At 70.9% G+C, this 23,565-nt stretch carries 23 protein-coding genes and 1 riboswitch; of the genes, 14 read left to right on the top strand and 9 right to left on the bottom strand.

Annotated features, from left to right (window positions below):
- The first annotated feature begins 3 nt into the window (after window positions 1-3).
- Window positions 4-591, top strand: a complete 588-nt coding sequence (locus IH61_RS0112595; protein ID WP_031068869.1) for a CGNR zinc finger domain-containing protein — start codon at window positions 4-6, stop codon at window positions 589-591.
- On the opposite strand, the gene sodX is transcribed toward IH61_RS0112595, so the two are convergent.
- Window positions 588-1,034 (bottom strand): nickel-type superoxide dismutase maturation protease, encoded by a 447-nt coding sequence (gene sodX / locus IH61_RS40805; RefSeq protein ID WP_267884007.1) that lies wholly within the window; start codon window positions 1,032-1,034, stop codon window positions 588-590. The genes IH61_RS0112595 and sodX overlap by 4 nt on opposite strands.
- A 189-nt stretch (window positions 1,035-1,223) precedes the next feature.
- Here sodX and sodN point away from each other — a divergent pair, with 189 nt between their 5' ends.
- From sodN to IH61_RS0112555, 7 genes are all read left to right on the top strand, one after another.
- The gene (gene sodN / locus IH61_RS0112585; RefSeq protein ID WP_031068859.1) at window positions 1,224-1,619 is read left to right on the top strand and encodes a superoxide dismutase, Ni; all 396 of its coding nucleotides are present in this window, start codon (window positions 1,224-1,226) and stop codon (window positions 1,617-1,619) included.
- 82 nt (window positions 1,620-1,701) lie between these two features.
- A riboswitch (cobalamin riboswitch) is annotated at window positions 1,702-1,850 on the top strand.
- A 98-nt stretch (window positions 1,851-1,948) separates the two neighbouring features.
- Window positions 1,949-3,010: a FecCD family ABC transporter permease gene (locus IH61_RS0112580; protein ID WP_031068857.1), complete on the top strand. Its 1,062-nt coding sequence runs from the start codon at window positions 1,949-1,951 to the stop codon at window positions 3,008-3,010.
- Window positions 3,010-3,789 carry an ABC transporter ATP-binding protein gene (locus IH61_RS0112575; RefSeq protein WP_031068855.1) on the top strand — a complete coding sequence of 260 codons (780 nt, stop codon included), beginning with the start codon at window positions 3,010-3,012 and terminating at the stop codon, window positions 3,787-3,789. The genes IH61_RS0112580 and IH61_RS0112575 overlap by 1 nt, the downstream gene beginning before the upstream one ends.
- Before the next feature lie 22 nt (window positions 3,790-3,811).
- Window positions 3,812-4,810 carry an ABC transporter substrate-binding protein gene (locus IH61_RS0112570; protein WP_031068853.1) on the top strand — a complete coding sequence of 333 codons (999 nt, stop codon included), beginning with the start codon at window positions 3,812-3,814 and terminating at the stop codon, window positions 4,808-4,810.
- Window positions 4,811-4,872: 62 nt separating this feature from the next.
- Complete coding sequence (locus tag IH61_RS0112565; RefSeq protein WP_031068851.1) at window positions 4,873-5,352, top strand: GNAT family N-acetyltransferase; 480 nt, start codon at window positions 4,873-4,875, stop codon at window positions 5,350-5,352.
- Between the two features lie 186 nt (window positions 5,353-5,538).
- Complete coding sequence (locus IH61_RS0112560) at window positions 5,539-5,949, top strand: anti-sigma regulatory factor (RefSeq protein WP_031068849.1); 411 nt, start codon at window positions 5,539-5,541, stop codon at window positions 5,947-5,949.
- Between the two features lie 157 nt (window positions 5,950-6,106).
- Entirely contained in the window at window positions 6,107-7,099 is a 993-nt protein-coding gene (locus IH61_RS0112555) for an RNA polymerase sigma factor SigF (RefSeq protein WP_234327155.1), read from the top strand.
- Window positions 7,100-7,147: 48 nt separating this feature from the next.
- Here the strand turns inward: IH61_RS0112555 and IH61_RS0112550 are convergent, their stop codons facing one another.
- The gene (locus IH61_RS0112550; protein WP_031068847.1) at window positions 7,148-7,564 is read right to left on the bottom strand and encodes a hypothetical protein; all 417 of its coding nucleotides are present in this window, start codon (window positions 7,562-7,564) and stop codon (window positions 7,148-7,150) included.
- A 50-nt stretch (window positions 7,565-7,614) separates the two neighbouring features.
- Here IH61_RS0112550 and IH61_RS0112545 point away from each other — a divergent pair, with 50 nt between their 5' ends.
- Both IH61_RS0112545 and IH61_RS0112540 read left to right on the top strand, forming a co-directional pair.
- Window positions 7,615-8,586, top strand: coding sequence for a diacylglycerol/lipid kinase family protein (locus IH61_RS0112545; protein ID WP_031068846.1), 972 nt, complete (start codon window positions 7,615-7,617; stop codon window positions 8,584-8,586).
- 371 nt (window positions 8,587-8,957) lie between these two features.
- A complete protein-coding gene (locus IH61_RS0112540; RefSeq protein ID WP_014138019.1) occupies window positions 8,958-9,209 on the top strand; it encodes a WhiB family transcriptional regulator in 252 nt (83 codons plus the stop codon).
- Window positions 9,210-9,733: 524 nt separating this feature from the next.
- Here IH61_RS0112540 and IH61_RS0112535 read toward each other — a convergent pair.
- The 7 genes from IH61_RS0112535 to IH61_RS0112505 all read right to left on the bottom strand — a co-directional run bounded on the left by IH61_RS0112535 (window position 9,734) and on the right by IH61_RS0112505 (window position 19,269).
- Window positions 9,734-11,245: a sensor histidine kinase gene (locus tag IH61_RS0112535; RefSeq protein WP_199823308.1), complete on the bottom strand. Its 1,512-nt coding sequence runs from the start codon at window positions 11,243-11,245 to the stop codon at window positions 9,734-9,736.
- Between the two features lie 442 nt (window positions 11,246-11,687).
- On the bottom strand, window positions 11,688-12,740 hold the full coding sequence (locus IH61_RS0112530) for an SIS domain-containing protein (protein WP_031068841.1): 1,053 nt from the start codon (window positions 12,738-12,740) through the stop codon (window positions 11,688-11,690).
- Window positions 12,741-12,867: 127 nt separating this feature from the next.
- Complete coding sequence (locus IH61_RS0112525) at window positions 12,868-14,175, bottom strand: extracellular solute-binding protein (protein WP_031068839.1); 1,308 nt, start codon at window positions 14,173-14,175, stop codon at window positions 12,868-12,870.
- 303 nt (window positions 14,176-14,478) lie between these two features.
- A complete protein-coding gene (locus tag IH61_RS0112520; RefSeq protein ID WP_078911049.1) occupies window positions 14,479-16,032 on the bottom strand; it encodes a glycoside hydrolase family 3 protein in 1,554 nt (517 codons plus the stop codon).
- A 6-nt stretch (window positions 16,033-16,038) separates the two neighbouring features.
- A complete protein-coding gene (locus tag IH61_RS0112515) occupies window positions 16,039-16,866 on the bottom strand; it encodes a carbohydrate ABC transporter permease (RefSeq protein WP_031068830.1) in 828 nt (275 codons plus the stop codon).
- Window positions 16,863-17,891 (bottom strand): carbohydrate ABC transporter permease, encoded by a 1,029-nt coding sequence (locus tag IH61_RS0112510; protein ID WP_031068829.1) that lies wholly within the window; start codon window positions 17,889-17,891, stop codon window positions 16,863-16,865. Before IH61_RS0112510 ends, IH61_RS0112515 begins: the two co-directional genes overlap by 4 nt.
- Before the next feature lie 88 nt (window positions 17,892-17,979).
- On the bottom strand, window positions 17,980-19,269 hold the full coding sequence (locus IH61_RS0112505; RefSeq protein ID WP_031068827.1) for an extracellular solute-binding protein: 1,290 nt from the start codon (window positions 19,267-19,269) through the stop codon (window positions 17,980-17,982).
- A gap of 340 nt (window positions 19,270-19,609) precedes the next feature.
- Between IH61_RS0112505 and IH61_RS0112500 the strand changes: the two genes are divergently transcribed.
- From IH61_RS0112500 to IH61_RS0112485, 4 genes are all read left to right on the top strand, one after another.
- Window positions 19,610-20,401 carry a GntR family transcriptional regulator gene (locus IH61_RS0112500; protein WP_031068825.1) on the top strand — a complete coding sequence of 264 codons (792 nt, stop codon included), beginning with the start codon at window positions 19,610-19,612 and terminating at the stop codon, window positions 20,399-20,401.
- 268 nt (window positions 20,402-20,669) lie between these two features.
- Window positions 20,670-20,933 (top strand): DUF3311 domain-containing protein, encoded by a 264-nt coding sequence (locus IH61_RS0112495; RefSeq protein WP_031068819.1) that lies wholly within the window; start codon window positions 20,670-20,672, stop codon window positions 20,931-20,933.
- Window positions 20,930-22,540, top strand: coding sequence for a monocarboxylate uptake permease MctP (gene mctP / locus IH61_RS0112490; protein ID WP_031068818.1), 1,611 nt, complete (start codon window positions 20,930-20,932; stop codon window positions 22,538-22,540). The genes IH61_RS0112495 and mctP overlap by 4 nt, the downstream gene beginning before the upstream one ends.
- 155 nt (window positions 22,541-22,695) lie before the next feature.
- Window positions 22,696-23,532, top strand: coding sequence for a histidine phosphatase family protein (locus IH61_RS0112485; RefSeq protein WP_078911047.1), 837 nt, complete (start codon window positions 22,696-22,698; stop codon window positions 23,530-23,532).
- Window positions 23,533-23,565: the final 33 nt, after the last annotated feature.

Here is a 23,565-nt window from a genome sequence, read left to right as displayed (position 1 = left end):
GCCGTGGAGCTGGCCTCGTACGCCGACCTCGCCGTTCGGCTGGTGAACACCGAGGAGCCCGAGCGCGGCACCGACACGCTGACCTCGGTGGACGCGGTGCGCGCCCTCTTCTCCGACTCCTCCCGGGCCGGCGCCCTGGCCGACGAGTCCGACGTGCCCCGGCTGCGGGCCGTGCGCACCAGGCTGCGCGGCGTCTTCGAGGCCGCCGCCGAGGGGGACGAGGTCCGCTCCGTCGACCTGCTGAACAGCCTGCTGATGGAGTACCCCGTCAGCCCGGTGGTCTCCGGCCACGACGTCCTGGACGACGCCGGCCGCCCGCGCTGGCACCTGCACCTGGCCGACAACTCCCCCACCGCCACCGCCCACTTCAGCGCGGTGGCCTGCATGGGCCTGGCCGTCCACCTCACCGAGCTGGGCGCCGACCGCCTCGGCATCTGCCAGGCCGCGCCCTGCCGCAACGCCTACCTGGACACCTCGACCAACCGCTCCCGCCGCTACTGCTCCGACCGCTGCGCCACCCGCGCCAACGTCGCCGCCTACCGCGCCCGCAAGCGCCTGGAGGCCGCGGCGGCCCTCCAGGAGCAGTCCTAGGGGGTCTCCTCGACCCACACGCCGAGGCGGCGGGCCAGCCCCGGCAGCCGTGCCAGCCGGGGGCCGAGCAGCAGCCTTTCCAGCCGCCGCCCCGGCGCCAGCCAGGCCGGGGAGGGGCGCAGTCGCAGCAGCACCCGGCCGAGGACCAGTTCGTCCGGCACCGGGCCGTAGGAGCGGCTGTCGCTGTCCACCGGGCGGTTGTCGGAGAGCAGCCACCAGCCCTTCGCCCGGCGCTCGGCGGCCCGCTTCACCACCAGCAGGTCCTGCTGGAGGGGGTGCCGGAAGAGCACCACGGCCCCGGGCCTGATCGGTGCCCCGTAGCGGACCAGCAGCTGGTCGCCCTCGCGCAGGGTCGGCACCATGGACGGGCCGGCCACGTCGACCACCCCGAACGGCAGCGCTCCGCCCTGGGCCACGCCCTCCGCTCCTGTGCTTCGCGCCACGACTCCTCCTCCCGCGCCGACCGTCCCCCAGTCTGCCGTACGGACCGTCACCGGTTCGACGTGCGCTTCGACTCGGCCACGGCCCGTACGCGACTCGGCCTTTTGCCCTAGGCCCACCGCCCGATCGCGAAACCACGAGGGGGTGACGGTAGTCTCGGCCGCGGGAAGACGATCTAAGGAAGGACTCCCATGTTCTCTCGTCTGTTTGCACCGCGCGTCACCGCGCACGCCCACTGCGACCTGCCCTGCGGTGTGTACGACCCCGCGCAGGCCAAGCTGGAGGCCGAGTCGGTCAAGGCCACTCAGGAGAAGTACCAGGCCAACGAGGACCCGCACTTCCGCGCCCGCGCCATCATCATCAAGGAGCAGCGCGCCGAGGCCGTCAAGCACCACATCTCGGTGCTGTGGAGCGACTACTTCAAGGCCCCGCACTTCGAGAAGTACCCGCAGCTGCACCAGCTGATCAACGACACCCTCAAGGCCGCCTCGGCCGCGAAGGCGTCGACGGACCCGGCCACCGGCCAGGCCCTGCTGGACCTGATCGCCGAGGTCGACAAGATCTTCTGGGAGACCAAGCAGGCGTGAGCCTGACGCGTCGCCACCCGACCGCCCCCGTCCGCACCGTCGGCCGGGGGCGGTCGCGCGTTCACGGCCGCCCCACCCCCGGTAAGGGTTGCCTAGCCTGAGTGGCTGTTATGCTGCCAGGGCGTCCGAGGGAGAAGTCCGGTGAGAGTCCGGCGCTGACCCGCAACGGTGAGCGGAGCCCGTACCCGTACGGCCCCGCCAGCCCGATCGCCCCCGGCCGCTGAACTCCCGACGACTCGCCGTGGACTGCGAGGGGACGGCCCCCCGGCGCAGCCCGGCAGGCGGCCCGGCCCGGCGCGCGCCCGGCCCGAGGCAAGGCGCAGCCGCCCGTGACCGTGAGCACCAGCCCGCCCCCACGCCGAACACCCGCCCTGCCCCTCGCACTCGGACTTTCCCTCGCCCTGCTGGTCTCGCTCGTCTGCGGGGTCGCCCTCGGCTCCGCCGGGCTGGGCCTCCCACAGGTCCTGCGGCTGCTGGGCGCCGGTCTGACGGGCGGCCGGCTGGGGGCCGACGAAGCGGCCGCGTACGCGATCGTCTGGCAGATCCGGCTGCCGCGCACCCTCCTGGCCGCCGTGGTCGGGGCGGGCCTGGCCGCCACCGGCGTGGCCGTGCAGGCGCTGGTGCGCAACGCGCTCGCCGATCCCTTCGTCCTCGGCATCTCCTCCGGGGCGGCGGTCGGCGCCAACGCCGTGATGCTGCTCGGCGCCTTCGCCGCGCTCGGGATCTGGGCGATCTCCGTCTCCGCCTTCGCCTCCGCGCTGGCCGCGATGGTGCTGGTCTACCTCGCCGCCCGCACCGCGTACGGGCTCACCCCGCTGCGGCTGGTGCTCACCGGCACCGCACTGTCCTACGGGTTCTCCGCCGTCACCTCCCTGATGGTCTTCGCCGCCGACCGCGGCGAGGCCGCCCGGGACGTCATGATGTGGCTGCTCGGGAGCCTGGGCGGCGCGACCTGGGGCTCGGTGCCGATCGCCGCCGCCACCGTCCTGGCCGGGCTGGTGTACCTGGCCTGCGCCGTTGGGCGCCTCGACGCGCTCGCGATGGGCGACGAGACCTCCGCCTCGCTCGGCGTGGACCCGGACCGGCTGCGCCGCGAGCTGTTCGTGGTGACGGCCGCCGTCACCGGCACCGTGGTCGCCGTCAGCGGGGCGATCGGCTTCGTCGGGCTGCTGATGCCGCATCTGGCCCGGATGCTGGTCGGCGCCTCGCACCGCCGGGTGCTGCTGGTCGCGCCGCCCGCCGGGGCGCTGCTGCTGGTCTGGGTGGACATCGCCTCGCGGACCCTGCTGGCGCCCGCCGAACTGCCCGTCGGGGTGTTCACGGCCGTGCTCGGGGTGCCCGCCTTCCTGCTGATGATGCGCCGCCGCGGCCAGTCCCTGGGAGGCCGGTGATGGCGAAGGCCGAAGAGCTGCTCGTCGAGGGCGTCTCCGTCGAACTGGCGGGCGCCAGGCTCGTCCACGAGGTGGGCCTGAGGGCCGCGCCGGGGCAGGTGGTCGGGCTGATCGGGCCCAACGGCAGCGGCAAGTCCACGCTGCTGCGCTGCGTCTACCGGGTGCTGCGCCCGGCGGGCGGGTCCGTACGGCTGGACGGCGAGGACCTGCACGCGCTGACCCCGCGCGAATCGGCCCGCCGGGTGGCCGCGCTGACGCAGGAGCACTCCGCCGAGTTCGACTTCACCGTGGCCGAGGTGGTCGCCATGGGGCGGCTGCCGCACCGGCGGGGCCTGTCCGGCCCCGGCGCCGCCGACGAGGCGGAGCGCTGCGCCTGGGCGATACGCCGGGTCGGGGTGGAGCACCTGGCCGAGCGGGGCTTCCTGAACCTGTCCGGCGGCGAGAAGCAGCGGACGCTGATCGCCCGCGCGCTCGTCCAGGAGCCGAGGCTGCTGGTGCTGGACGAGCCCACCAACCACCTGGACGTCGCCCACCAGTTGGAGGTGCTGGCGCTGGCCCGCGAGGCCGGCCCGACCGTGCTCACCGCGCTGCACGACCTCAACCTGGCGGCGGCCCACTGCGACCTGCTGTACGTGCTGCGCGCCGGCCGGATCGTCGCCTCCGGGCCGCCCGAGGAGGTGCTCCGGCCCGAGCTGCTGGCCGAGGTGTTCGGCGTGCGGGCCACGCCCGTACGGCACCCGCTGACCGGCGCCCTCCAGTTGCTGTTCGACCGCCTCTGACCTCTCCGGGAGGAGAACCCCCTTGCGTACCAAGGCCCTTGCCGCCACCGCCCTGCTCACCCTCGGCCTCACCGCCTGCGGCGCCGAGATCGCCCCCGCCGACCGGGCTGCCGGAGCCTCGGCGCACTACCCGGTGACCGTCGACAACTGCGGCACCGCGCTCACCTTCTCGCAGAAGCCCGCCCGGACGGTCACCAACGACGTCGGCATCACCGAGATGGTGTTCGCCCTCGGCCTCGCCGACCGGATGGCCGGCTACGTGATGCCCGACGACAGGGGGCGGGTCGACGCGGTGGAGTGGAAGGACGGGTACGGGAAGACCTCCTGGCTCTCCAAGAAGGAGATCACCAAGGAGATCGTCCTGGACGCCAGGGCCGACCTGGTCTTCGCCGGCTGGCACTACGGCTTCGACGAGGGCAGCGGCGTCACCCCCGCGGCGTTCAGGGCCCTCGGCGTGGACTCCTACGTGCTCACCGAGTCCTGCCGCAGCGGCGCGGGCCGCGAGCGCGGCGTGATGGACCCGCTGGAGGCGCTCTACACCGACCTCGCCAACCTCGGCGAGATCTTCGACGTCCGCGAGCGCGCCGACAGGCTGATCGCCCGCTTCAAGGCGCAGATCGACGCCACCCGGCGGCCCACCCGCAGCCCGTCCGTCTTCCTGTACGACAGCGGGAAGGACAAGCCGTTCACCGCGGGCAGGTTCGCCGCCGCGGACGAGATCATCGCCAAGGCCGGCGGTACCAACGTCATGCACGACCTGAACGACTCCTGGGTGACCGCCGGCTGGGAGAGCGTGGTGCAGCGCGACCCCGAGGTGATCGTGATCAACGACTACGGCTCGGTGAGCGCCGAGGAGAAGCGGAACTTCCTCAAGTCCCTGCCCGCGCTGGCCGGCGTCTCCGCGATCAGGAACGACCGGATCTTCGTGATGGACTACGTCGACCTGGTGGAGAGCCCCCGCAACCCGGCGGCGGTCGACTCGCTGGCCCGATTCCTCGGCAATGTGCCGGAAGCCCGCTGAGCTCGAGATCTTCATCGGCCGGGCCCTGGGAGAAGCGGGGCCCGGTCGGTACGCTCGGAGGCATGATCCGCACCGCCGTCGCGAGCGACGTCCCGCTCATCCGCGCCATGATCCGCGATCTCGCGGAGTACGAGAAGGAACCGCAGGCGGCCGTGGCCACGGACGAGCAGCTGCACGACGCGCTGTTCGGCCCCGAGCCCGCGCTGTTCGGCCTGATCGCCGAGGACGGGGCCACCGGCGAGCCGGTCGGCTTCGCGATCTGGTTCCTCAACTTCTCGACCTGGCGCGGCACCCACGGGATCTACCTCGAGGACCTGTACGTCCGCCCCGAGGCGCGCGGCGGCGGCCACGGCAAGGCGCTGCTGCTGGAGCTGGCGCGGATCGCCGTGGAGCGCGGCTACTCCCGCGTCGAGTGGTCGGTGCTGGACTGGAACCGGCCCTCGATCGACTTCTACGAGTCCCTCGGAGCCGTCCCGATGGCCGGCTGGACGGTCTACCGGCTCACCGACGAGGCTCTCACCCGGGCCGGGACCTCCGGGTGAACGACCGGTTCCCGATTGGACCGGCGGAGTCCGGCAAAGCCCCTGCCACCCTGCGTCGCAATGCCTTACCATGAGTAACTCCCGCACCGTGTGCGGAAGGCGATCGACCTCGATGCCGGGAACACCTGGCATCGAACCCCTTCACGGGGTACCAAGGAAGCACAGCACGCCACCCAGGAGGCAAGGGTGTCCCAGATCGACGACGATCTCGGAGTTCAGGACTTCGTGGAGGTCCGGCTGCCCGCAGCGGGGGCCTACCTCTCCGTGCTGCGAACAGCGACCGCCGGGCTCGCGGCCCGGCTGGACTTCACCCTCGACGAGATCGAGGACCTGAGGATCGCGGTCGACGAAGCCTGCGCCATCCTGCTCCAGCAGGCGGTGCCGGGCTCGGTGTTGTCCTGCGAGTTCCGCCTGGTCGGGGACTCGCTCAAGGTCACCGTCTCCGCGCCGACCACCGACGGCAAGGCCCCCGAGCGGGACACCTTCGCCTGGACGGTGCTCTCGGCGCTCGCCGGTGAGGTCGACTCCTCGGTCGGCGAGGACAAGACCGTCACGATCAGCCTGCACAAGAAGCGCGGCGGCTCCGCCGCCCACTAGCCGGCCCCTGAGCAACACCCGTGCAAGGGCCGTCCGCCACTCCCCGTCCGGGGGCGGGGCGGGCGGCTCCCGGTACCGCCCGACAAGCGGTACGACCAACGAGACGAAACCGGGGCCGGTGGCCCCGGTGCTCCCGGAACGGAACGGGGGAATGGCCGTGAGTGATCTGGACCGTACCGGCCTCGCGACGGCGGGCCCTGCCGTACCGACCCAGGCGAGCGTTCCCGGCCTCGCCGCCAACGACGAAGCGCACCCGAAGGACGCCCACCGGATGAGCCAGCCGACCGAGCCGACGTCTGATCCGTCGCACTCCTCGCCGAACCCGCCCGAACCGGCGGACGAGGCCGGGGAGCCGCACGGGGCGGTGCCCGTCCAGAGCGCGCACCGCTCCGGCGCGCCGGACCGGGAGGCGGCCAGGGCGCTGTTCGTCCGGCTGTCCGCGCTGCCCGAGGGCTCCTCGGAGCGCGTCGAGCTGCGCAACCAGCTGGTGCGGATGCACATCCCGCTGGTCGAGCACCTGGCCCGGCGGTTCCGCAACCGGGGTGAGCCGCTGGACGACCTCACCCAGGTCGCCACCATCGGCCTGATCAAGTCGGTGGACCGCTTCGACCACGAGCGCGGGGTCGAGTTCTCCACCTACGCGACGCCGACCATCGTCGGCGAGATCAAGCGGCACTTCCGCGACAAGGGCTGGGCGGTCCGGGTGCCGCGCCGCCTCCAGGAGCTGCGGCTGTCGCTCACCACGGCGACCAGCGAGCTCTCCCAGCGGCACGGCCGCTCCCCCACGGTGCACGAGCTGGCCGAGCACCTGGGGATCTCCGAGGAGGACGTCCTGGAGGGTCTGGAGTCCGCCAACGCGTACTCCACGCTGTCCCTGGACGTCCCGGACAGCGACGACGAGTCGCCGGCCGTGGCGGACACCCTGGGCGCCACCGACGAGGCGCTGGAGGGCGTCGAGTACCGCGAGTCGCTCAAGCCCCTGCTGGCCCAACTGCCGCCCCGGGAGCAGAAGATCCTGGTGCTGCGGTTCTTCCGCAACATGACCCAGTCGCAGATCGCCGCCGAGGTGGGGATCTCCCAGATGCACGTCTCCCGGCTGCTGGCCCGCACGTTGGCCCAGCTGCGCGAGAAGCTCCTCGTGGAGGAGTAGACCTGACGACGGCTCAGGACCTCTCAGGACCTCTCCGGCCCTGTGCGCTCAGCCCTCGTGCTGGGTGTACAGGGCCGCCGTCGTCCTCGGGTTCAGCAGCGCCCCGATGCCCACCAGCCCGAGCAGGCCGACGACCGCGCCGACCGCGATCATCGCCCCGCCGCTCTCGACCATGTAGTAGGCGACCGGCAGGCAGATCGAGTTGGTCAGCACGGCCGGGCTGCGTCCCCAGCGCCGCTCCTTGAGCAGGGCGCGGGCGGCCAGCACCGGCAGGACGCCGAGCAGCACGATGACCACGCCGCCGAACTCGTTGAGGGCCATCTGCTTGGACTGGCCGGACAGTGCGGACACCATGTCCCAGACGCCGACGACGGCCAGCGCGGCGCCCTCCAGGGCGGTGATGGCCGCGCCCAGGGTGAGCGGGACCGGGCGGGCGGTGGCGGGTGCGGTGGTTTCTGCGGTCACTCCAGCAGGGTAGCCGCCGGTTGCTCCGTACCGACCCGTAGGCTTTCCCCATGCGCGCTCTCCTGGTCGTGAACCACAAGGCCACCACCACCAGTGGCCGGACCAGGGACGTACTGATCCACGCCCTGCGCAGCGACCTCAAGCTGGATGTCGCGGAGACGCAGTACCGGGGCCACGCGCGCGACCTCGCGGAGGAGGCGGCCCGGGACGGTGCGGTGGACCTGGTCGTGGCCCTCGGGGGCGACGGCACCGTCAACGAGGTGGTGAACGGGCTGCTCACGCACGGCCCGGGCGAGAAGGTCCCGCGACTGGCCGTGGTGCCGGGCGGTTCGACCAACGTCTTCGCCCGCGCCCTGGGCCTGCCCAACGACCCCGTGGAGGCCACCGGGGCCCTGCTGGACGCGCTGGAGCGCGGGCGGGAGCGCCCGATCGGGCTGGGCAAGGCGATGACGGAGGGGCTGCCGGACCGCTGGTTCACCTTCACCGCCGGCTACGGCTTCGACGCCGGGGTGGTCGGCCGGGTCGAGGCGCAGCGCAGGGCCGGGAGAAAGTCCACCCACGCCCTGTACGTGGGGCAGGCCGTCCGGCACTACTTCACCCAGCGTGAGCAGCGCCGCCGGGGCCCGGTGAGCCTGGAACTACCGGGCCACGAACAGCTTCCGGGCCTGGTCATGGCCATAGTCAGCAACACCTCGCCGTGGACCTTCCTCGGCAACCGCCCGGTCTACCCCTCCCCCCAGGCTTCCTTCGACACGGACCTCGACCTCTTCGGGATCACCCGGATGACGGCGTTCGGTACTGCTCGAACGGTCCGTCAGATCCTGCGGTCGTACGCGCCTTCGAGCGACGGCGCCCCACCGGCCGGGCCCAGCGGGAAGCACGTCGTCTCCTATCACGACGTCAGACACTTCACCTTGGTTTCGGAGGAACCTGCCCCCTTCCAGGTCGACGGGGACCATCTTGGAGACCGGAGTCGGGTCAGTTTCACAGGCGTACGCCGGGCACTGCGTGTGATTGTGTGACCGGAAGGGGGGTTCGCCCTTCTTCTCGAACGCACAAGCCCCCTTCACTCCATAGAAGTACTGGCTGTGAGCTAGGCGACACCGAAGAATCAAAAATTCCTCGCCGAAGGGGGTTGTATCCGAGCCCGAGGTTTGCGAACCTCTACATGGCGATCGGGACACCTCGCAGCGACGGCCACCCCGGCATCACAGGGGAGCTGACCGCGAGACGCCCCTCGAATCGCCGAATCCCCTCCCAGCACAGACCTCCCGGGCCCTATGGGCCTTTGGTCTCTTTTGTTGTTGTGGGATTCGTGAAAGCGTTCACATTCACAAGGCCCATCGATTATGCCGAGCGGGTGACCCCCGTCGGCAGGAGGAGTTGGACGACCATGGACTGGCGCCACCGCGCTGTCTGCCGCGAAGAGGACCCGGAGCTGTTCTTCCCGATCGGGAACACCGGTCCTGCTCTGCTGCAGATCGAGGAAGCCAAGGCCGTGTGCCGCCGCTGTCCGGTCATGGAGCAGTGCCTGCAGTGGGCGCTCGAGACCGGCCAGGACGCGGGCGTCTGGGGCGGTATGAGCGAGGACGAGCGTCGTGCGATGAAGCGCCGCGCCGCCCGCAACCGCGCCCGCACCGCCTGAAACACGCCTTGAATTTCGCCGCCTGATCACACCACGTGACACAGGCTGCACACCAGCAGTAACCGCACCATCGATCGACTCATGATCACAGGCTTCCCTGCACCTCCTGGTGAAGCCTTCCGCACAAGGGGCCTTGCTGGACCGGGCCCTGCGACACCGGATTCGCCCAGGCACTTGATACTGTTCACAGAGAGCAATATCGTGGAGCTTAGGCGCTCACCGTGTGCAACGCACCGGTGAGGTGTCGCACCACCCAGAGCCCCTGCTCCGGCCGACTCCCCCCGACGGCCGGAACGGGTTGAGAGGCCCTGTCGACCCACCCCCCCCGGTCGACAGGGCCTCGTTTCTGTTTCCGCGCCCCTGCGGCCCCACTCCCCCGCCCCCGCACCGTCGCGTTCTCACGCCCGCGCGTGGAGCGTGCACCCGGCGCGTCGGCCGTGCGCACGCCCCCGCCGCACCTCACTGCTTCTCGCTGCTTCTCACTGCACATCCGCGCGTCTCAGCGGTCTCGCGGTCTCGCGGTCTCAGCGGACCGGGATCTCCAGGATCACCTTGGTGCCGCCGTCCGGGCCGGCCACCATGTCGAAGGTCCCGCCCAGCTCCCCGCAGGCGAGCGTGCGGACGATCTGGAGGCCCAGGTTGCCCGCGGACTGCGGGTCGAACCCCTCCGGCATGCCCCGGCCGTCGTCCTGCACCGTGATCAGCAGGTACTCCTCCGGCTTGGCGCCGCCGTTCCAGCTGTCCGACCAGCCCATGCCCGTGGCGGGCGCCCGTCCGCGCAGCGCGCTGACCTCCAGGTTGCCGGAGGCCGTCGGGCCGAACGCGTGTTCCAGCGCGTTCTGCAGCAGCTCGGTCAGCACCATCGACAGCGGGGTGGCCACCTCGGCGGAGAGGATGCCGAAGCTGCCCGTGCGCCGGGTGTGGACCCGGCCGTCCTGGGAGAGCTCCATCGCCATGGCCAGCACCCGGTCGGCGATCTCGTCGAAGGCCACCTGCTCGTCCAGCGCCTGGGAGAGCGTCTCGTGCACGATGGCGATCGAGCCGACCCGGCGCACGGCCTCGTCGAGCGCCGCCCGGGCGGGCTCGGACTCCATCCGGCGCGACTGGAGCCGCAGCAGGGCGGCGACGGTCTGGAGGTTGTTCTTCACCCGGTGGTGGATCTCCCGGATGGTGGCGTCCTTGGTCATCAGCTCGCGGTCGCGGCGGCGCAGCTCCGTCACGTCCCGGCAGAGCACCAGCGAACCGGTCAGCACGCCCTTGGGCTTGAGCGGGATCGCCCGCAGCGTCACCACTCCCCCCTGGGCCTCGACCTCGGTCTGCCGGGGTGCCCAGCCGCTGGCGATCTTCACCAGCGCCTCGTGGACGGCCGAGCGCGAGGGCGGGGCGAGGTCGGCGGTGGCGCGGCCCAGGTGGGTGCCGACCAGGTCGGTGCTCAGGCCGAGGCGGTGGTAGGCGGAGAGGGCGTTGGGGCTGGCGTAGGTGACGATGCCGTCCGCGTCCAGGCGGATCAGGCCGTCGCCGACGCGGGGGGCGGCGTCCATGTCGGCCTGCTCGACGCCGGGGAAGGGGAAGCTGCCGGCGGCGATCATCTGGGCCAGGTCGGAGGCGCTCTGCAGGTAGGTGAGCTCCAGCCGGCTGGGGGTGCGCACGGTCAGCAGGTTGGTGTTGCGGGCGATGACCCCGAGCACCTTGCCCTCGCGCCGCACGGGGATCGACTCGACCCGTACGGGCACTTCCTCCCGCCACTCCGGGTCGCCCTCGCGCACGATCCGGCCCTCGTCGAAGGCGGCGTCCAGCAGCGGGCGGCGCCCGCGCGGGACGAGGTGGCCGACCATGTCGTCCTGGTAGGAGGTGGGGCCGGTGTTGGGCCGCATCTGGGCCACGGAGACGTAGCGGATGCCGTCCCAGGTGGGGATCCAGAGCACCAGGTCGGCGAAGGAGAGGTCGGAGAGCAGCTGCCACTCCGAGACCAGCAGGTGGAGCCATTCCACGTCGGCCCCGGTGAGGGTGGTGTGGCGGCGGACGAGTTCGTTCAGCGAGGGCACAGGGCGAGGGTAGCGCCGTACGGGCGGGGCGCGCGGGTCCGGAGGGCTCCGTGGGTCCGGAGGGTTCGGTAGGCCCGGTGGGACCGGTTCGGACCTCCGGGGGTTGTTTAGACCAATTTGCCGCCGGGCCTGGACAAGCCCGATTGGTCTAGTCCACAATGAAAGGGCACCAAGGAGAGGCCCCCCGCGCAACTGCCCTGACCGCGCGAGGCCGCTCCTCGGTCGGACACCGTCGAACGAGGACCCCGCACAGTTCTCGATCGTCACCGGTGGCCGACGACAGCTCCGGGCTGCGGTGCCGCGTGGGTTGAGGGTCCCGCGTCGGCGCCGTGGCCCGTAGTGCTTTCCGCCCTCGGGCCGTTCTCCGCCGCTCACGGGATCGGGGGCCGTCCACAGGCTGTGGACGGCCCCCGATCCTGTCGGTCGGCGTCGGTCAGCGCGTCTCCGTCACCTTCGCCAGGGCGCGCGGGGCGTCCGGGTCCTGGCCGCGGGCGATGGTCACCTCGTACGCCAGCAGTTGCAGCGGCAGGATCTCCAGGATCGGCTGGACCTCCTCCGGCACGCCCGGCGGCAGGGCGAACCCGGCCGAGGCGGCGTCCACCTGGGCCTGCTGGCCGACGACCACCAGGTCCGCCCCGCGGCCGCGCAGCCGGTCCAGGACCGGCTGGAGGGCCTCGCCGCCCTTGCCGTCCGGCACGATCGCGATCACCGGCGAGACGTTGTCCACCATCGCCAGCGGCCCGTGCAGCAGGTCGGCGCCGGAGAACGGGGTGGCGGGGATGTAGGTGGTCTCCATCAGCTTGAGCGCCGCCTCGCGGGCGGTCGGGTAGCCGTAGCCGCGCGAGGTGATCACCAGCCGCTGGGCGAAGCGGTACCGCTCGGCCAGTGCCTTCACCTCGGCCTGGCGCGCCAGCACCCCGGCGGCCAGCGCGGGCAGCTCCCGGGCGGCCCCGCCGTCGCCGCCGCGCAGGCCCTCGACCAGCAGGTAGAGCGCGAGCAGTTCGGCGGTGTACGTCTTGGTGGCGGGCAGCGCCTTCTCCGGCCCGGCCAGCACGTCGATGTGGAACTCCGAGACCTCGGCGAGCGGGGAGTCGGGGTTGTTGGTGACGGCGAGGGTGACCGCCCCCGCCTCGCGGGCGGCCTTGGTGGAGGCCACCAGGTCGGGCGAGCCGCCGGACTGGCTGACGGTGATCACCAGCACGTCGGTCAGGTCGGGCTTGGCGCCGTACGCGGTGGTGGTGGACATCGAGGTCAGGCCGGCCGGCTTGCCGAGCAGGATCTCGATCAGGTACTTGGCGTAGAGCGCGGCGTTGTCCGAGGTGCCGCGCGCGGTCAGCAGGACGAAGCGGGGCTTGCGGGCGGCGATCTCGGCCGCGATCCCGCGGATCTTCGGGGCGCCCTCGTCGAGGATGCGCCGCAGGACGGCCGGCTGCTCGGCCATCTCCGCCGCCATGATCCGGCCGGGAGCGGTCTGGTGGTCGGACATCTGCTGTTGCCTCCGGTCTTCCGGGCCTTCCTGGCGGCAATCCTAGGAACAAACGGCCCGGTGTGCCCGCGATCGCGGGCGCACCGGGCCGTCGGGGTCCAAGGGCCTGTCCCGTGGGTCCCGCAGGTCAGGACTGGGTGTTGATGAGCTGGTCGATCGCGGCGTCGGCGTCCTTGGTGGCCTGGTCCACGGACTTGCCCTTGAGGATCGCGGTCAGCATGTCGGGCAGGATCTTCTGCTTCTCGATCGCGCCCCAGCCGGGGGCCAGCGGGGTGAACCAGGCGTCCGGCACGGCGTTGGCCGCGGCGGCGGTGGACGGCTTGCTCTTGAGCGGGGCCAGCTGGGTGAGGTTGTTCGGCAGGATGTCCTTGTCGGCGAGCGCCTGCTGCGACTTGCCGCTGGTGAACATCCGCACCCAGTCGGCGGCCAGCGCCGTCTGCTGGGACTTGGCGGTGACGGCGAGGTCGGAGCCGCCGATGAAGGTGGGCAGCGGCTTGCCGTCCGGACCGGGCATGGTGGCGAGCTTGACGGCGTCCTTGAGGCTCGGGTCGCCGGTGCCGGGCGCGGCGACGCTGGCGGCCTCGTAGCCGTTGCCGTAGAAGGAGGCGGCGCGGCCGCGCGCCATCGCCTCGTACTGGTTCTGCTCGTTGACCGTCAGGTCGCCCTTGTTGTACTTGCGCACCAGGTCGACGAAGTGGCTGATGCCCTGCTGGGACTTGGCGTCGTGCAGGGTGCCGTGCCAGTTTCCGGAGGAGTCGAACTTGGCGATGCTGCCGCCGTACGCGGCCACGTAGCTCGCCGCCGCGTACCAGTACGGGCCCGGCATGTAGAGCGGGGAGAAGGACTTGTCGGACTTGTTCTTCTCGGCGATGCGGTCCAGGGCGGCCAGCAGGTCGGTCTCCGTCTTCGGGAACTCCCCGCTGCCGGTGGCCTGCTGGAAGGCGGCCGAGTTGTAGATGGCGACGCGGGCGCCGGCGTAGTACGGCACGCACCAGAGCTTGTCCTGGTACGTACAGGTGTTGGCGAGCGCCTTGATCCAGGCGTCGGAGTTGTCGAAGCTGCTGCGGTCCACCGGGGCGAGCGCGCCGGAGAGCACGTACTTCATGGTCTCGGTGTTGCCGAGCTCGACCACGTCGGGGGCGCTGCCGTCGGCGAGGGCCTTGTCCAGCTTGGTGACCTTGTCGGCCCAACCCTGGTACACCAGGCGCAGGGTGACCTTGGGGTACTTCGCGGCGAACTCGTCGTTGACGCGCTGGACCAGGTCGGGCCAGTTCTTCTGGGCGTCGTCCATCAGCCAGACGGTGACGGTGCCGCTCGCGGCCTTGGGGTCGGAGGCGGGGCTTTTGTCGGCCGAGGTCGAGCCGGACGAGGAGCAGGCCGTCATTCCGATTGCCAGGGCTGCGATCCCGAACGTGGAAATGAGCTGACGCTTCATCACGTCATTCTCCGAGGTGCTAGAGCCAAGAGTGGTGCAGGAGGGATGAAGTGGACTTTGGCCTAGACCAAGAGTGCTGTCAACGGCCAACAGCCCTTGTCACCAAGGCCGTTGCAGAGCCGTTGTCACCGCGTGGCGATCAGTCGCCGGGCCATTACCCACAGTGGGATTTCCGGTGGATTTAAGGGCCCAATTGAGGGAGCACGGTCATTTCGGGAATCCGGAGGTCAATTCCTGGAAATGCGCGGGAAAACGAAAAGGGCCCGCCGTGCGCCGTGCGCACGACGGGCCCGCGCCCGGCTCTCAGCCGATCGCTCCCGACTGCCCGGTGAGGACCTCCACGGCCGCCAGCCCGCAGACCCGGGCGGCGCCGTGGGTGGCGATGTGGAGCGCGCCGGAGGGCTCGGACTGGGGCAGGCCCATCTCGACCACGGCGGCGTCCGGCCGGGCCGCCACCAGGCGGCCCAGCGCGGCGGACATCCAGGCGTGCCTGTGCGCGTCCCGGACCACCAGCACCAGGCGGCGGCCCTCGGCGCCGGCCACCAGCTCGTCGACCAGCGCGTCCAGCAGCTCCGGGGCCGCCTCGGCGGCCGACACGTCGCGGGTGCGGGTGCCGGGGAAGCGGTCGGCCAGCATGCCGGCCACGCCCCACGGGGTGACGTCGCCGACGGCGATGTTCGGCTCGTCCGAGAACGAGGCCACGTACGGGCGTTCGGTCACCGCCAGCACCTCGCGGCCCGGCGCCCGGACGACCCTGAGCGCCCGGCGGGCGGCGCGCAGGCCGACCGCGAGGTCCGGCTCCGGCTGGTCGCCCTGGGCCGCGATCCGGCCCCAGCTGCCCAGCGAGCGGACCCGCTGGGCCGCGTCGGCCAGCCGCTCCTCGGAGATCCGGCGCGAGCGCACGGCCGCCACGATGGCGTCGCGCAGCATCAGCACGGTCTCCTCGTCGGCCAGCCCGCCGCCGACGCAGATCGCGTCCGCGCCGGCCGCCAGGGCCAGGACGGTGCCCTCGCCCATGCCGAAGGTGTCGGCGATGGCGCCCATCTCGATCGCGTCGCTGACGATCAGGCCCTGGTAGCCGAGGCCGCCCTCGGCCGGGGCGGCGCGCAGCAGGTCGCGCAGCACGGTCGGGCTCAGGGTGGCCGGAAGCTTCGGGTCGAGCGCCGGGATCATGATGTGGGCCGTCATCACGGCCTTGGTGCCGGCGGCGATGGCTGCCTGGAAGGGCACCAGGTCGCGGGCGCGCAGCACGTCCAGGTCGACGTCGATGACCGGCAGGCCGTGGTGGGAGTCCACCGCGGTGTCGCCGTGGCCGGGGAAGTGCTTGGAGCAGGCGGCCACGCCGGCCGACTGCAGGCCCTCGACCCAGGCGGCGGTGTGCCGGGCGCACAGCTCGGGGTCGGCCCCGAAGGAGCGGACGCCGATGACCGGGTTGCGCGGGTTGGAGTTGACGTCGGCGGTGGGCGCCCAGTTGTAGTTGACGCCGGCGGCGGCCAGCGCCCGGCCCAGCTCGCGGGCGACGTCCCGGGTCAGCTCCGGGTCGTCGATCGCGCCGAGGGCGAGGTTGCCGGGCCAGGAGGAGCCGGAACCGGCCTCCAGGCGGGTGACGTCGCCGCTCTCCTCGTCGATGGCGATGAGGAGGTCGGGGTTCTCGGCGCGCAGCGCGCCGGTGAGCGCGGACAGCTGGTCGAGGTCGACCACGTTGCGGTCGAACAGCGCGACGGAGCCGAGCCCGGCGGCGAGGTGGCGGCGCAGCCACTCCGGCGGCTCGGTGCCGACGAAGCCGGGCTGCAGGACGGTCAGCGCGTCCCGGTGCAGCTGGTCGCTGTCCAGGGAGGTGGGGACGAGGATGCTCACGTCGGCTCAGCCCTTCACGGCGCCGTCGGTCAGACCGCCGACCGCCTTGCGCTGCAGGAAGATGAACAGGATCAGGACCGGCAGGGCGAACATCGTCGAGGCGGCCATGGTGGCGCCCCAGTCGTTGCCGAAGGCGGTCTTGAAGGAGGACAGCCAGAGCGGGAGGGTCTTGCCCTGCTCCTTGTTGAGGGTCAGGACGAGCGGGAACTCGTTCCACGCCGTGATGAAGCCGAACAGCGAGGTCGACATCAGGCCGGGGGCCAGCAGCGGGAAGATCACCTTCACGAACGCCTGGGTGCGGGTGCAGCCGTCCACCATGGCCGACTCCTCCAACTCCTTGGGCACGGCGGCGATGAAGCCGCGCAGCGTCCAGATGGTGAAGGGCAGGACCATCATCATGTAGAAGAGGGTCAGCGGGACCAGGCTGTTCAGCATGTCGTTGTCGCGCGCGATGAGGTAGACCGCGATGGTCATGACCTCCCAGGGCGCCATCTGCGCCATCATCACGACCAGCACGAACGCCTTGCGGCCGCGGAACCTCATGCGCGCGATGGCGAAGGAGGCCATGGTCGCGATCAGCAGCGACAGCAGCACCGCGGCGACGGTGACGACCACGCTGTTGGTGACGTACTCCCAGAACTTCTCCACGCCGGTGGCGGTGGTGTAGTGCTCCAGGGTGCCGTTGAACGGGATGAACACCGGCGTCTTGCTGGTGATGTCCTGGTCCTTCTTGAAGGACGTGGCGATCATCCAGTAGACGGGGAAGATGAAGAAGACGATGAGGACGGCCGCGATCGCGTTCGGCCAGGTACGTCCGAAGAGAGAGCGCCTCACAGCTCGTCCTCCTGCTTGATCAGGATGCGGAAGTAGTACGCCATCAGCACGCACAGCATCAGGATGGTGAGCACGGCGATCGTGGCGCCGACGCCGTAGTGCTGGCTGGAGGTGCCCTCCAGGTAGGCGTGCACGGGCAGGGTCCGGGTGAGCTTGTCGGGGCCGCCGGCGTTGATGGCGTAGACCTGGGTGAAGCTCTTGAAGATCCAGATGATCTCCAGGAACGTCGTGGCCAGGAAGAACGGCTTCAGGTTGGGGAAGATCACCAGGCTGAAGATCTTGCCGGAGCCGGCGCCGTCCATGCGGGCGGCCTCGTACAGCTCCTTGGGGATGGTCGTCAGCGCGGCGTACATGTTGAACGCCACGAACGGGATCGACTGCCAGACGATCAGCAGGGTGACGACGAAGAACGTCGTGTACTCGTCGCTCATCCAGTTGTAGCCGGCCATCGAGTGCCAGCCGGCCTTGTCCAGAAGCCAGTTGACGACGCCGTACTGGGAGTCGAACAGCCAGGTGTAGACGGTGGTGGCGGCGACGATCGGCATGGCCCAGGCCAGGACCAGCGCGATCGACAGCCCCAGGCGCATCTTCTTGCCGAGGATGTTGAGCAGCAGGCCCACCAGGGTGCCGGCGACCATGGTCAGCGCCACGTTGACGCCGGTGAAGACGACGGTGCGCCCGGTGACGGCCCAGAACTCCGGGTCCTTCAGCTGCTCGGAGTAGTTGTCGAAGCCCACCCACTCCGTGAGGTGCATGATGATCTGGCGCCGGTTGAGGTTCTGGAACGACACCAGGAAGATCTTCACCAGCGGCCAGCCCAGCAGGGCGAGGGTCGCCACGGTGGCGGGCAGCAGCAGCGCATACGGCGCGAAGCGGGCGCCCAGGCTCGGACCGCCCGCGGATCTGGTGCCCTTCGGCACGGAGCGCCTGCCCCCGCCGTTCCCGGCACCGCTCACTTCCCTGGCCACGACCTCGTCCCCCGCCTCCGGGGCCGGGGTCTGCACCCGCTCCGAATGCACAGCCATCGTTCTCACTTCCTCACAACCGGCCACGACGGACAGGCGCCGCCCACCGGCCCCCCGCCGGGGGCCGGTGAGCGACGCCGCTCAGCACTTACTGCTTCTGGTTGAGACGCTTCGCGATCTCGTCGTCCGCCTTCTTGGCGGCGGCGGCGTAGTCACCCGTCAGGGCCGCGGTCAGGAACTCCTTGACCGGGTTCGGGTTGTCCTCGACGCTCGCCCAGTTCGGGGTGTTCGGGGTGATGGCACCGACCGCGGCGGCCTTCTGCGCGGCCACGGCGAAGTCGCCCTTGATCTGGCTGTTCAGCTTGGCCTTGTTCGGGATGCTGCCGGCCGCGGCGAACATGCTCTCGTTCTTGTCGTTGAGAGCGATCTTCAGGAAGTCCTTGGCCATGTCGGTGTTCTTGCTCTGCGCGGCGATCGCCAGGTTCGAGCCACCGAGGAACACGCCGGACGCCTTGTCGGCGGTCTTGCCGGGGAGCGGGAAGAAGCCGATCTTGCTGGCCGGAATGACCTCTTCCTTCGGGAGCTCCCAGCCGAGGCCGATGATGGCGCCGACGTCACCCTTGCCGAAGACGTCCTTCTGCTGCGGGGTGGCCTCGTCCTTGTCCTTCGGGCCGGTGACCGAGTGGCTCTGCAGCGCCTTGTAGGTCTCGAACGCCTTCTGCGCCTCGGGGGAGGACAGGCCGCCGACCCACTTGTCGCCCTCCTTCTTGGCGATCTTGCCACCCTCGCTGGTGAGCAGACCGAAGTAGACGTACCACTCCTGGCCCGGCATGTAGATCGGGTCGGAGACGCCGGCGGTGGCCTTGAGCTTGTCGAGGTCGGCGTAGAACTCGTCGAGGGTCTTCGGGGCGTCGGTCAGCTGCGCCTTGGCCCAGAGGTCCTTGTTGTAGGCGACGACGCGGTTGGTGACGTACCACGGCGCGGCGTACTGCTTGCCGTCCAGGACGGCGGACTCGTTCTGGTTGGCGGCCCAGTCGTCGCCACCGAGGGCGGACTTGTCCTTGGTGATGTCCAGCAGACCGCCCGAGGCGGCGTAACCGGCGGTCTGGGTGTTGCCGACCTCCAGGACGTCGACCGAGCCCTCGGAGAGCGCGGCGGTGACCTTGGCGCCGATGCCGCCCCACTCCTGGGTGGCGAACTCGACCTTCGAGCCCGGGTAGGCGGTCTCGAACTCGGTCTTCACGGAGTCGGTCCAGCCCTTGGGGGCCGTGCCGCTCATCGTCCACACCTTGAGCGTCTTGCCCTTGTACTTGTCGGCCGAGGAGGCAGCGGAGGTCGACGAACCCTTGTCGTCCGACTTCTTGCTGTCCGAGCCACAAGCCGCCAGGCCGACGACCATTGCTGCGACGCCGACCGCCGCGATGAGCTGACGCTTCACGCCATCCTCCTGAGGGATGCCATTGGGTTACCCCACGTCGGGCGGCAGCGGCAGACCCACGCAAAGCGGGAGGAAAGGTGCCGCGGACCCCTTCGAACAGGTGGGGGGATTCATCGGAACCGGCCTAGTGGTGTAGACCAGATGCCTGGAGCTTGGCCTAGACCAATGGGCCTGTCAACGGCCGTTGGACCGATCTCGACCACCCGTTATCAAGCCGACACCGCACATCGTTCATCGCGTGATGAGGTATTCGTTCCGTAGCCATACATGCAACGATGTGGTCCGTTAACGATGTGGCGGGGCCCGAAAAGGCCCCGCGAGAAGCGGGAGAACAGGCCGGATGAGCAGCGACGGGGGAACCAGCGCCCAGGTCAACGACCCCGAGGTGAAGAACCTGCCCACGCAGGCCGGCACCGACCCGACCGCACGCGTCCCCAAGTACTACGGCCTCAAGCGCCACCTGCTCCAGCTCACCGAGACCCAGCCCGCCGGCACGCCCGTACCGCCGGAGAGGGCGCTCGCCGCGCAGTTCGACACCTCCCGCACCACCGTGCGCCAGGCCCTCCAGGAGCTGGTGGTCGAAGGCCGGCTGGAGCGCATCCAGGGCAAGGGCACCTTCGTCGCCAAGCCCAAGGTCGCCCAGGCGCTGCAGCTGACCTCCTACACGGAGGACATGCGCGCCCAGGGCCTGGAGCCCGCCTCCCGGCTGATCGAGATCGGCTACATCACCGCCGACGACCGGCTCGCCCCGCTGCTCGACATCAAGCCCGGCGGGCGCGTGCTGCGCATCGAGCGCCTGCGCCTGGCCAACGGCGACCCGATGGCCATCGAGGTCGCCCACCTGTCCGCCAAGCGCTTCCCCGCGCTGCGCAAGAACCTGGCCAAGCACAACTCCCTCTACACCGCGCTGCGCGAGGTCTACGGGGTCAGCGTCGCCGAGGCGGAGGAGACCATCGAGACCACCCTCGCCAACCCGCGCGAGGCCGGGCTGCTCGGCTCCGACCTGGGCCTGCCGATGCTCCAGCTCTCCCGGCACTCCTTCGACGCGGACGGCGACCCGGTCGAGTGGGTGCGCTCCATCTACCGCGGCGACCGCTACAAGTTCATCACCCGCCTCAAGCGTCCGGAGTAGGCCGGAACAGGCCGGAACAGAGGGGGCGGCGCCCGGCCGAGCACCGGCGCGCGGCCCGTCCGACTGGCGGGAAGTTCTGCCGTTCCCGGTGACATGGGTCACGCCATGCTCTACATTTCGCAGCCGTACCGACCGTTGATCACCTCTGGTGCCGCTCGGCGGGCTCGCGGGGGCGTGCGGTTTCCCGGGGGCTGCGGCATCGACGGGTAACGAAGCCCTCCGGAGCGGAGCCGAGATGCCGTCAGAACCCGATCCACTCGAAGATGACATGCCCCAGTCGACCGGGCCCACCGTCCCGGTGGTGACGCCCGAACGGGTGCTCGCCGGGCTCGCCCTGCTCGTGCCCATCGTCGCGATGCTCTGGGTGTCCTCCTACGACAAGACCGACCCGGCGGTGTCCGGTGTCCCCTTCTTCTACTGGTACCAGCTGCTCTGGGTGCCGGTGTCGGCGGTCTTCACCGTCGCCGCCTACCTGCTGATCAACCGTGACGAGAAGGCCCGCAAGGCGGCCCGGACCGGGGGTGCCCGATGAAGGACGTCAACGTTCCGGCCCTCGTGGTCTTCGTCCTCTTCTTCGCCCTGGTCACCGTGATGGGCTTCCTCGCCTCCCGCTGGCGCCGCGCGGACAACGCGGCCCACCTGAGCGAGTGGGGCCTGGGCGGGCGCAGCTTCGGCACCTGGGTGACCTGGTTCCTGCTCGGCGGCGACCTCTACACCGCGTACACCTTCATCGCCGTCCCCGCGGCGGTGTACGCGACGGGCGCGGCGGGCTTCTTCGCGGTGCCGTACACGATCATCGCGTACCCCCTGGTGTTCCTCTTCCTCCCCCGGCTCTGGTCGGTCTCCCGGGTGCACGGCTACGTCACCCCGGCCGACTTCGTACGCGGGCGCTACGGCTCGCGGCCGCTGTCCCTGGTGGTCGCGCTCACCGGCATCCTCGCCACCATGCCGTACATCGCGCTGCAGCTCGTCGGCATCCAGGCGGTGCTGGACGTGCTGGGCCTCGGCGGCGGGGAGAACGCCGGCTGGTTCGTCAAGGACCTGCCGCTGTTCATCGCCTTCGGCGTGCTGGCCGCCTACACCTACTCCTCCGGGCTGCGCGCCCCGGCGCTGATCGCCTTCGTCAAGGACGCGCTGGTCTACATCGTGATCATCGTCGCGGTGATCTACATCCCGATCCGGCTCGGCGGCTACGGCCACATCTTCGACTCGGTCGCGGAGCACTTCAAGCAGACCAAGACCGGCTCGATGACCGTCCCGGCGGACAAGCAGTGGGTGTACGCCACGCTCGGCCTCGGCTCGGCGATGGCGCTGTTCATGTACCCGCACTCGGTGACGGGCGTGCTGGCCTCCAAGTCCCGCAACACCGTGCGCCGCAACATGGCGATCATGCCCGCGTACTCGCTGATGCTGGGCCTGCTGGCGCTGCTGGGCTTCATGGCCCTCGCGGCCGGCGTCGGCACCAAGGAGAAGGGCTACAACGCCCAGCTCTCGGTGCCGCAGCTGTTCGCGAGCATGTTCCCGGACTGGTTCACCGGCGTGGCCTTCGCCGCGATCGGGATCGGCGCGCTGGTGCCGGCCGCCATCATGTCCATCGCGGCGGCCAACCTGTTCACCCGCAACGTCTACAAGGAGTGGTTCAGGCCCGCCGCCACCCCCGCCGACGAGACCCGGGTGGCCAAGCTGGTCTCGCTGCTGGTGAAGGTCGGCGCGCTGGTCTTCGTCCTCGGCATGGACAAGCAGGCCGCGATCAACCTCCAGCTGCTGGGCGGCCTGTGGATCCTGCAGACCTTCGTGGCGATCGTCGGCGGCCTGTTCACCCGCTGGTTCCACCACTGGGCGCTGTTCGCCGGGTGGGCGGCCGGCATGGTCTACGGCACCTGGAAGGCGTACGAGATCCCCAGCAAGGCCACCAAGCACTTCGGCGGCAACTCGGCCGAGATCCCCGTGCTCGGCCAGCTCGGCTACATCGGGCTGACGGCCTTCGTGCTCAACCTGCTCGTCGCGGTGGTGCTCACCCTGGTGCTGCGGGCCGCCAAGGCGCCGGTCGGAGCGGACGAGACCTCGCCCGCCGACTACGGCGCCGAGGACGGCGGGGACGAGCCGAAGAGCGCGCCGGAGCCCGTAGCGGCGCACTGATTCACGCCCCACGCGCCCTGTGGTCGCGCCGCCTTCTCCGTGAACACTGGAAGAGGCGGCGCGATCATATGTATGAACTGACGTGCACGCCGGGCACCACATCACCGGACCGGCGAACGGCCGGGACCTGATCGACCCACGGGGAGCTCGCGGCCATGGCAGAACTCGGCACCACCCTCAACGGCCAGCACCAGCCCACGCAGCACCAGCCCACGCAGCAGCCCACGCAGCACCAGAACGGCCAGCACACGAACGGCCTCCACCACCTGACCTCCCACCGGCACGCCGCCGTCCGGCCGCTGCCGTCCCTGCTGATCGCCACCCGGCACGGCGAGTCCACCGCCAACGTCGAGTTCCAGCTCGCCGATGCCTCCGGCGCCCTCAGCGTCCCGATCAGCTGCCGCGACGCCGACATCCCGCTCTCCCCGCACGGCCGGCAGCAGGCCCAGGACCTCGGCCGCTGGTGGGCGGGCCTGCCCGCCGCCGACCGCCCGCGCAGCGTCTGGTGCTCGCCGTACGTGCGCACCACCGAGACCACCCGCATCGCGCTCGCCCAGGCCGCCGGCCTCGGCGCCGTGCCCGTCACCCTCGCCGTCCGCTACGACGAGCGGCTGCGCGACCGCGAGCTCGGCGTCCTGGAGATGCTGCCCAAGGCCGCCATCGAGGCCAGGCACCCGGAGGAGGCCGCCCGCCGCCGCAAGATGGGCGAGCTGTACTACCGACCGCCCGGCGGCGAGTCCTGGGCCGACGTCGCCCTGAGGGTGCGCAGCCTGCTGCGGGACCTCGGCGAGGAGGAGGCCGGGCGGCCCGTCCTGCTCGTGGCGCACGACTGCACCGTGCTGATGCTGCGCTACGTGCTCGACCGGCTCAGCGAGGAGCAGCTCGTCGGGCTCGGCCCGGTGCACAACTGCTCCACCAGCCTGTGGCGCGCCCAGGACGGGCGGCTGCGCGCCGAGCAGTGGAACGGCCTCGGGCACCTCGACGCGGACTGACCGCCGCTCCCGGCAGCCCTCGGTTCAGCCCTC

This window comes from Streptomyces sp. NRRL WC-3742, from assembly GCF_000720635.1.
In the GTDB taxonomy this organism is placed as follows: domain Bacteria; phylum Actinomycetota; class Actinomycetes; order Streptomycetales; family Streptomycetaceae; genus Kitasatospora.
The sequence above is the reverse complement of the archived record's forward strand: the minus strand, read 5'-3'. Positions and strand labels throughout refer to the sequence as shown.

Bases quoted from the DNA above. Each gene is read 5' to 3' on its own strand.
- sodN (WP_031068859.1), top strand. From the start codon at position 1,224: ATGTTCTCTCGTCTGTTTGCACCGCGCGTCACCGCGCACGCCCACTGC.
- IH61_RS0112575 (WP_031068855.1), top strand. From the start codon at position 3,010: ATGGCGAAGGCCGAAGAGCTGCTCGTCGAGGGCGTCTCCGTCGAACTG.
- IH61_RS0112565 (WP_031068851.1), top strand. From the start codon at position 4,873: ATGATCCGCACCGCCGTCGCGAGCGACGTCCCGCTCATCCGCGCCATG.
- IH61_RS0112545 (WP_031068846.1), top strand. From the start codon at position 7,615: ATGCGCGCTCTCCTGGTCGTGAACCACAAGGCCACCACCACCAGTGGC.
- IH61_RS0112540 (WP_014138019.1), top strand. From the start codon at position 8,958: ATGGACTGGCGCCACCGCGCTGTCTGCCGCGAAGAGGACCCGGAGCTG.
- IH61_RS0112530 (WP_031068841.1), bottom strand. From the start codon at position 12,740: ATGTCCGACCACCAGACCGCTCCCGGCCGGATCATGGCGGCGGAGATG.
- IH61_RS0112525 (WP_031068839.1), bottom strand. From the start codon at position 14,175: ATGAAGCGTCAGCTCATTTCCACGTTCGGGATCGCAGCCCTGGCAATC.
- IH61_RS0112510 (WP_031068829.1), bottom strand. From the start codon at position 17,891: ATGGCTGTGCATTCGGAGCGGGTGCAGACCCCGGCCCCGGAGGCGGGG.
- IH61_RS0112500 (WP_031068825.1), top strand. From the start codon at position 19,610: ATGAGCAGCGACGGGGGAACCAGCGCCCAGGTCAACGACCCCGAGGTG.
- IH61_RS0112495 (WP_031068819.1), top strand. From the start codon at position 20,670: ATGCCCCAGTCGACCGGGCCCACCGTCCCGGTGGTGACGCCCGAACGG.
- mctP (WP_031068818.1), top strand. From the start codon at position 20,930: ATGAAGGACGTCAACGTTCCGGCCCTCGTGGTCTTCGTCCTCTTCTTC.
- IH61_RS0112485 (WP_078911047.1), top strand. From the start codon at position 22,696: ATGGCAGAACTCGGCACCACCCTCAACGGCCAGCACCAGCCCACGCAG.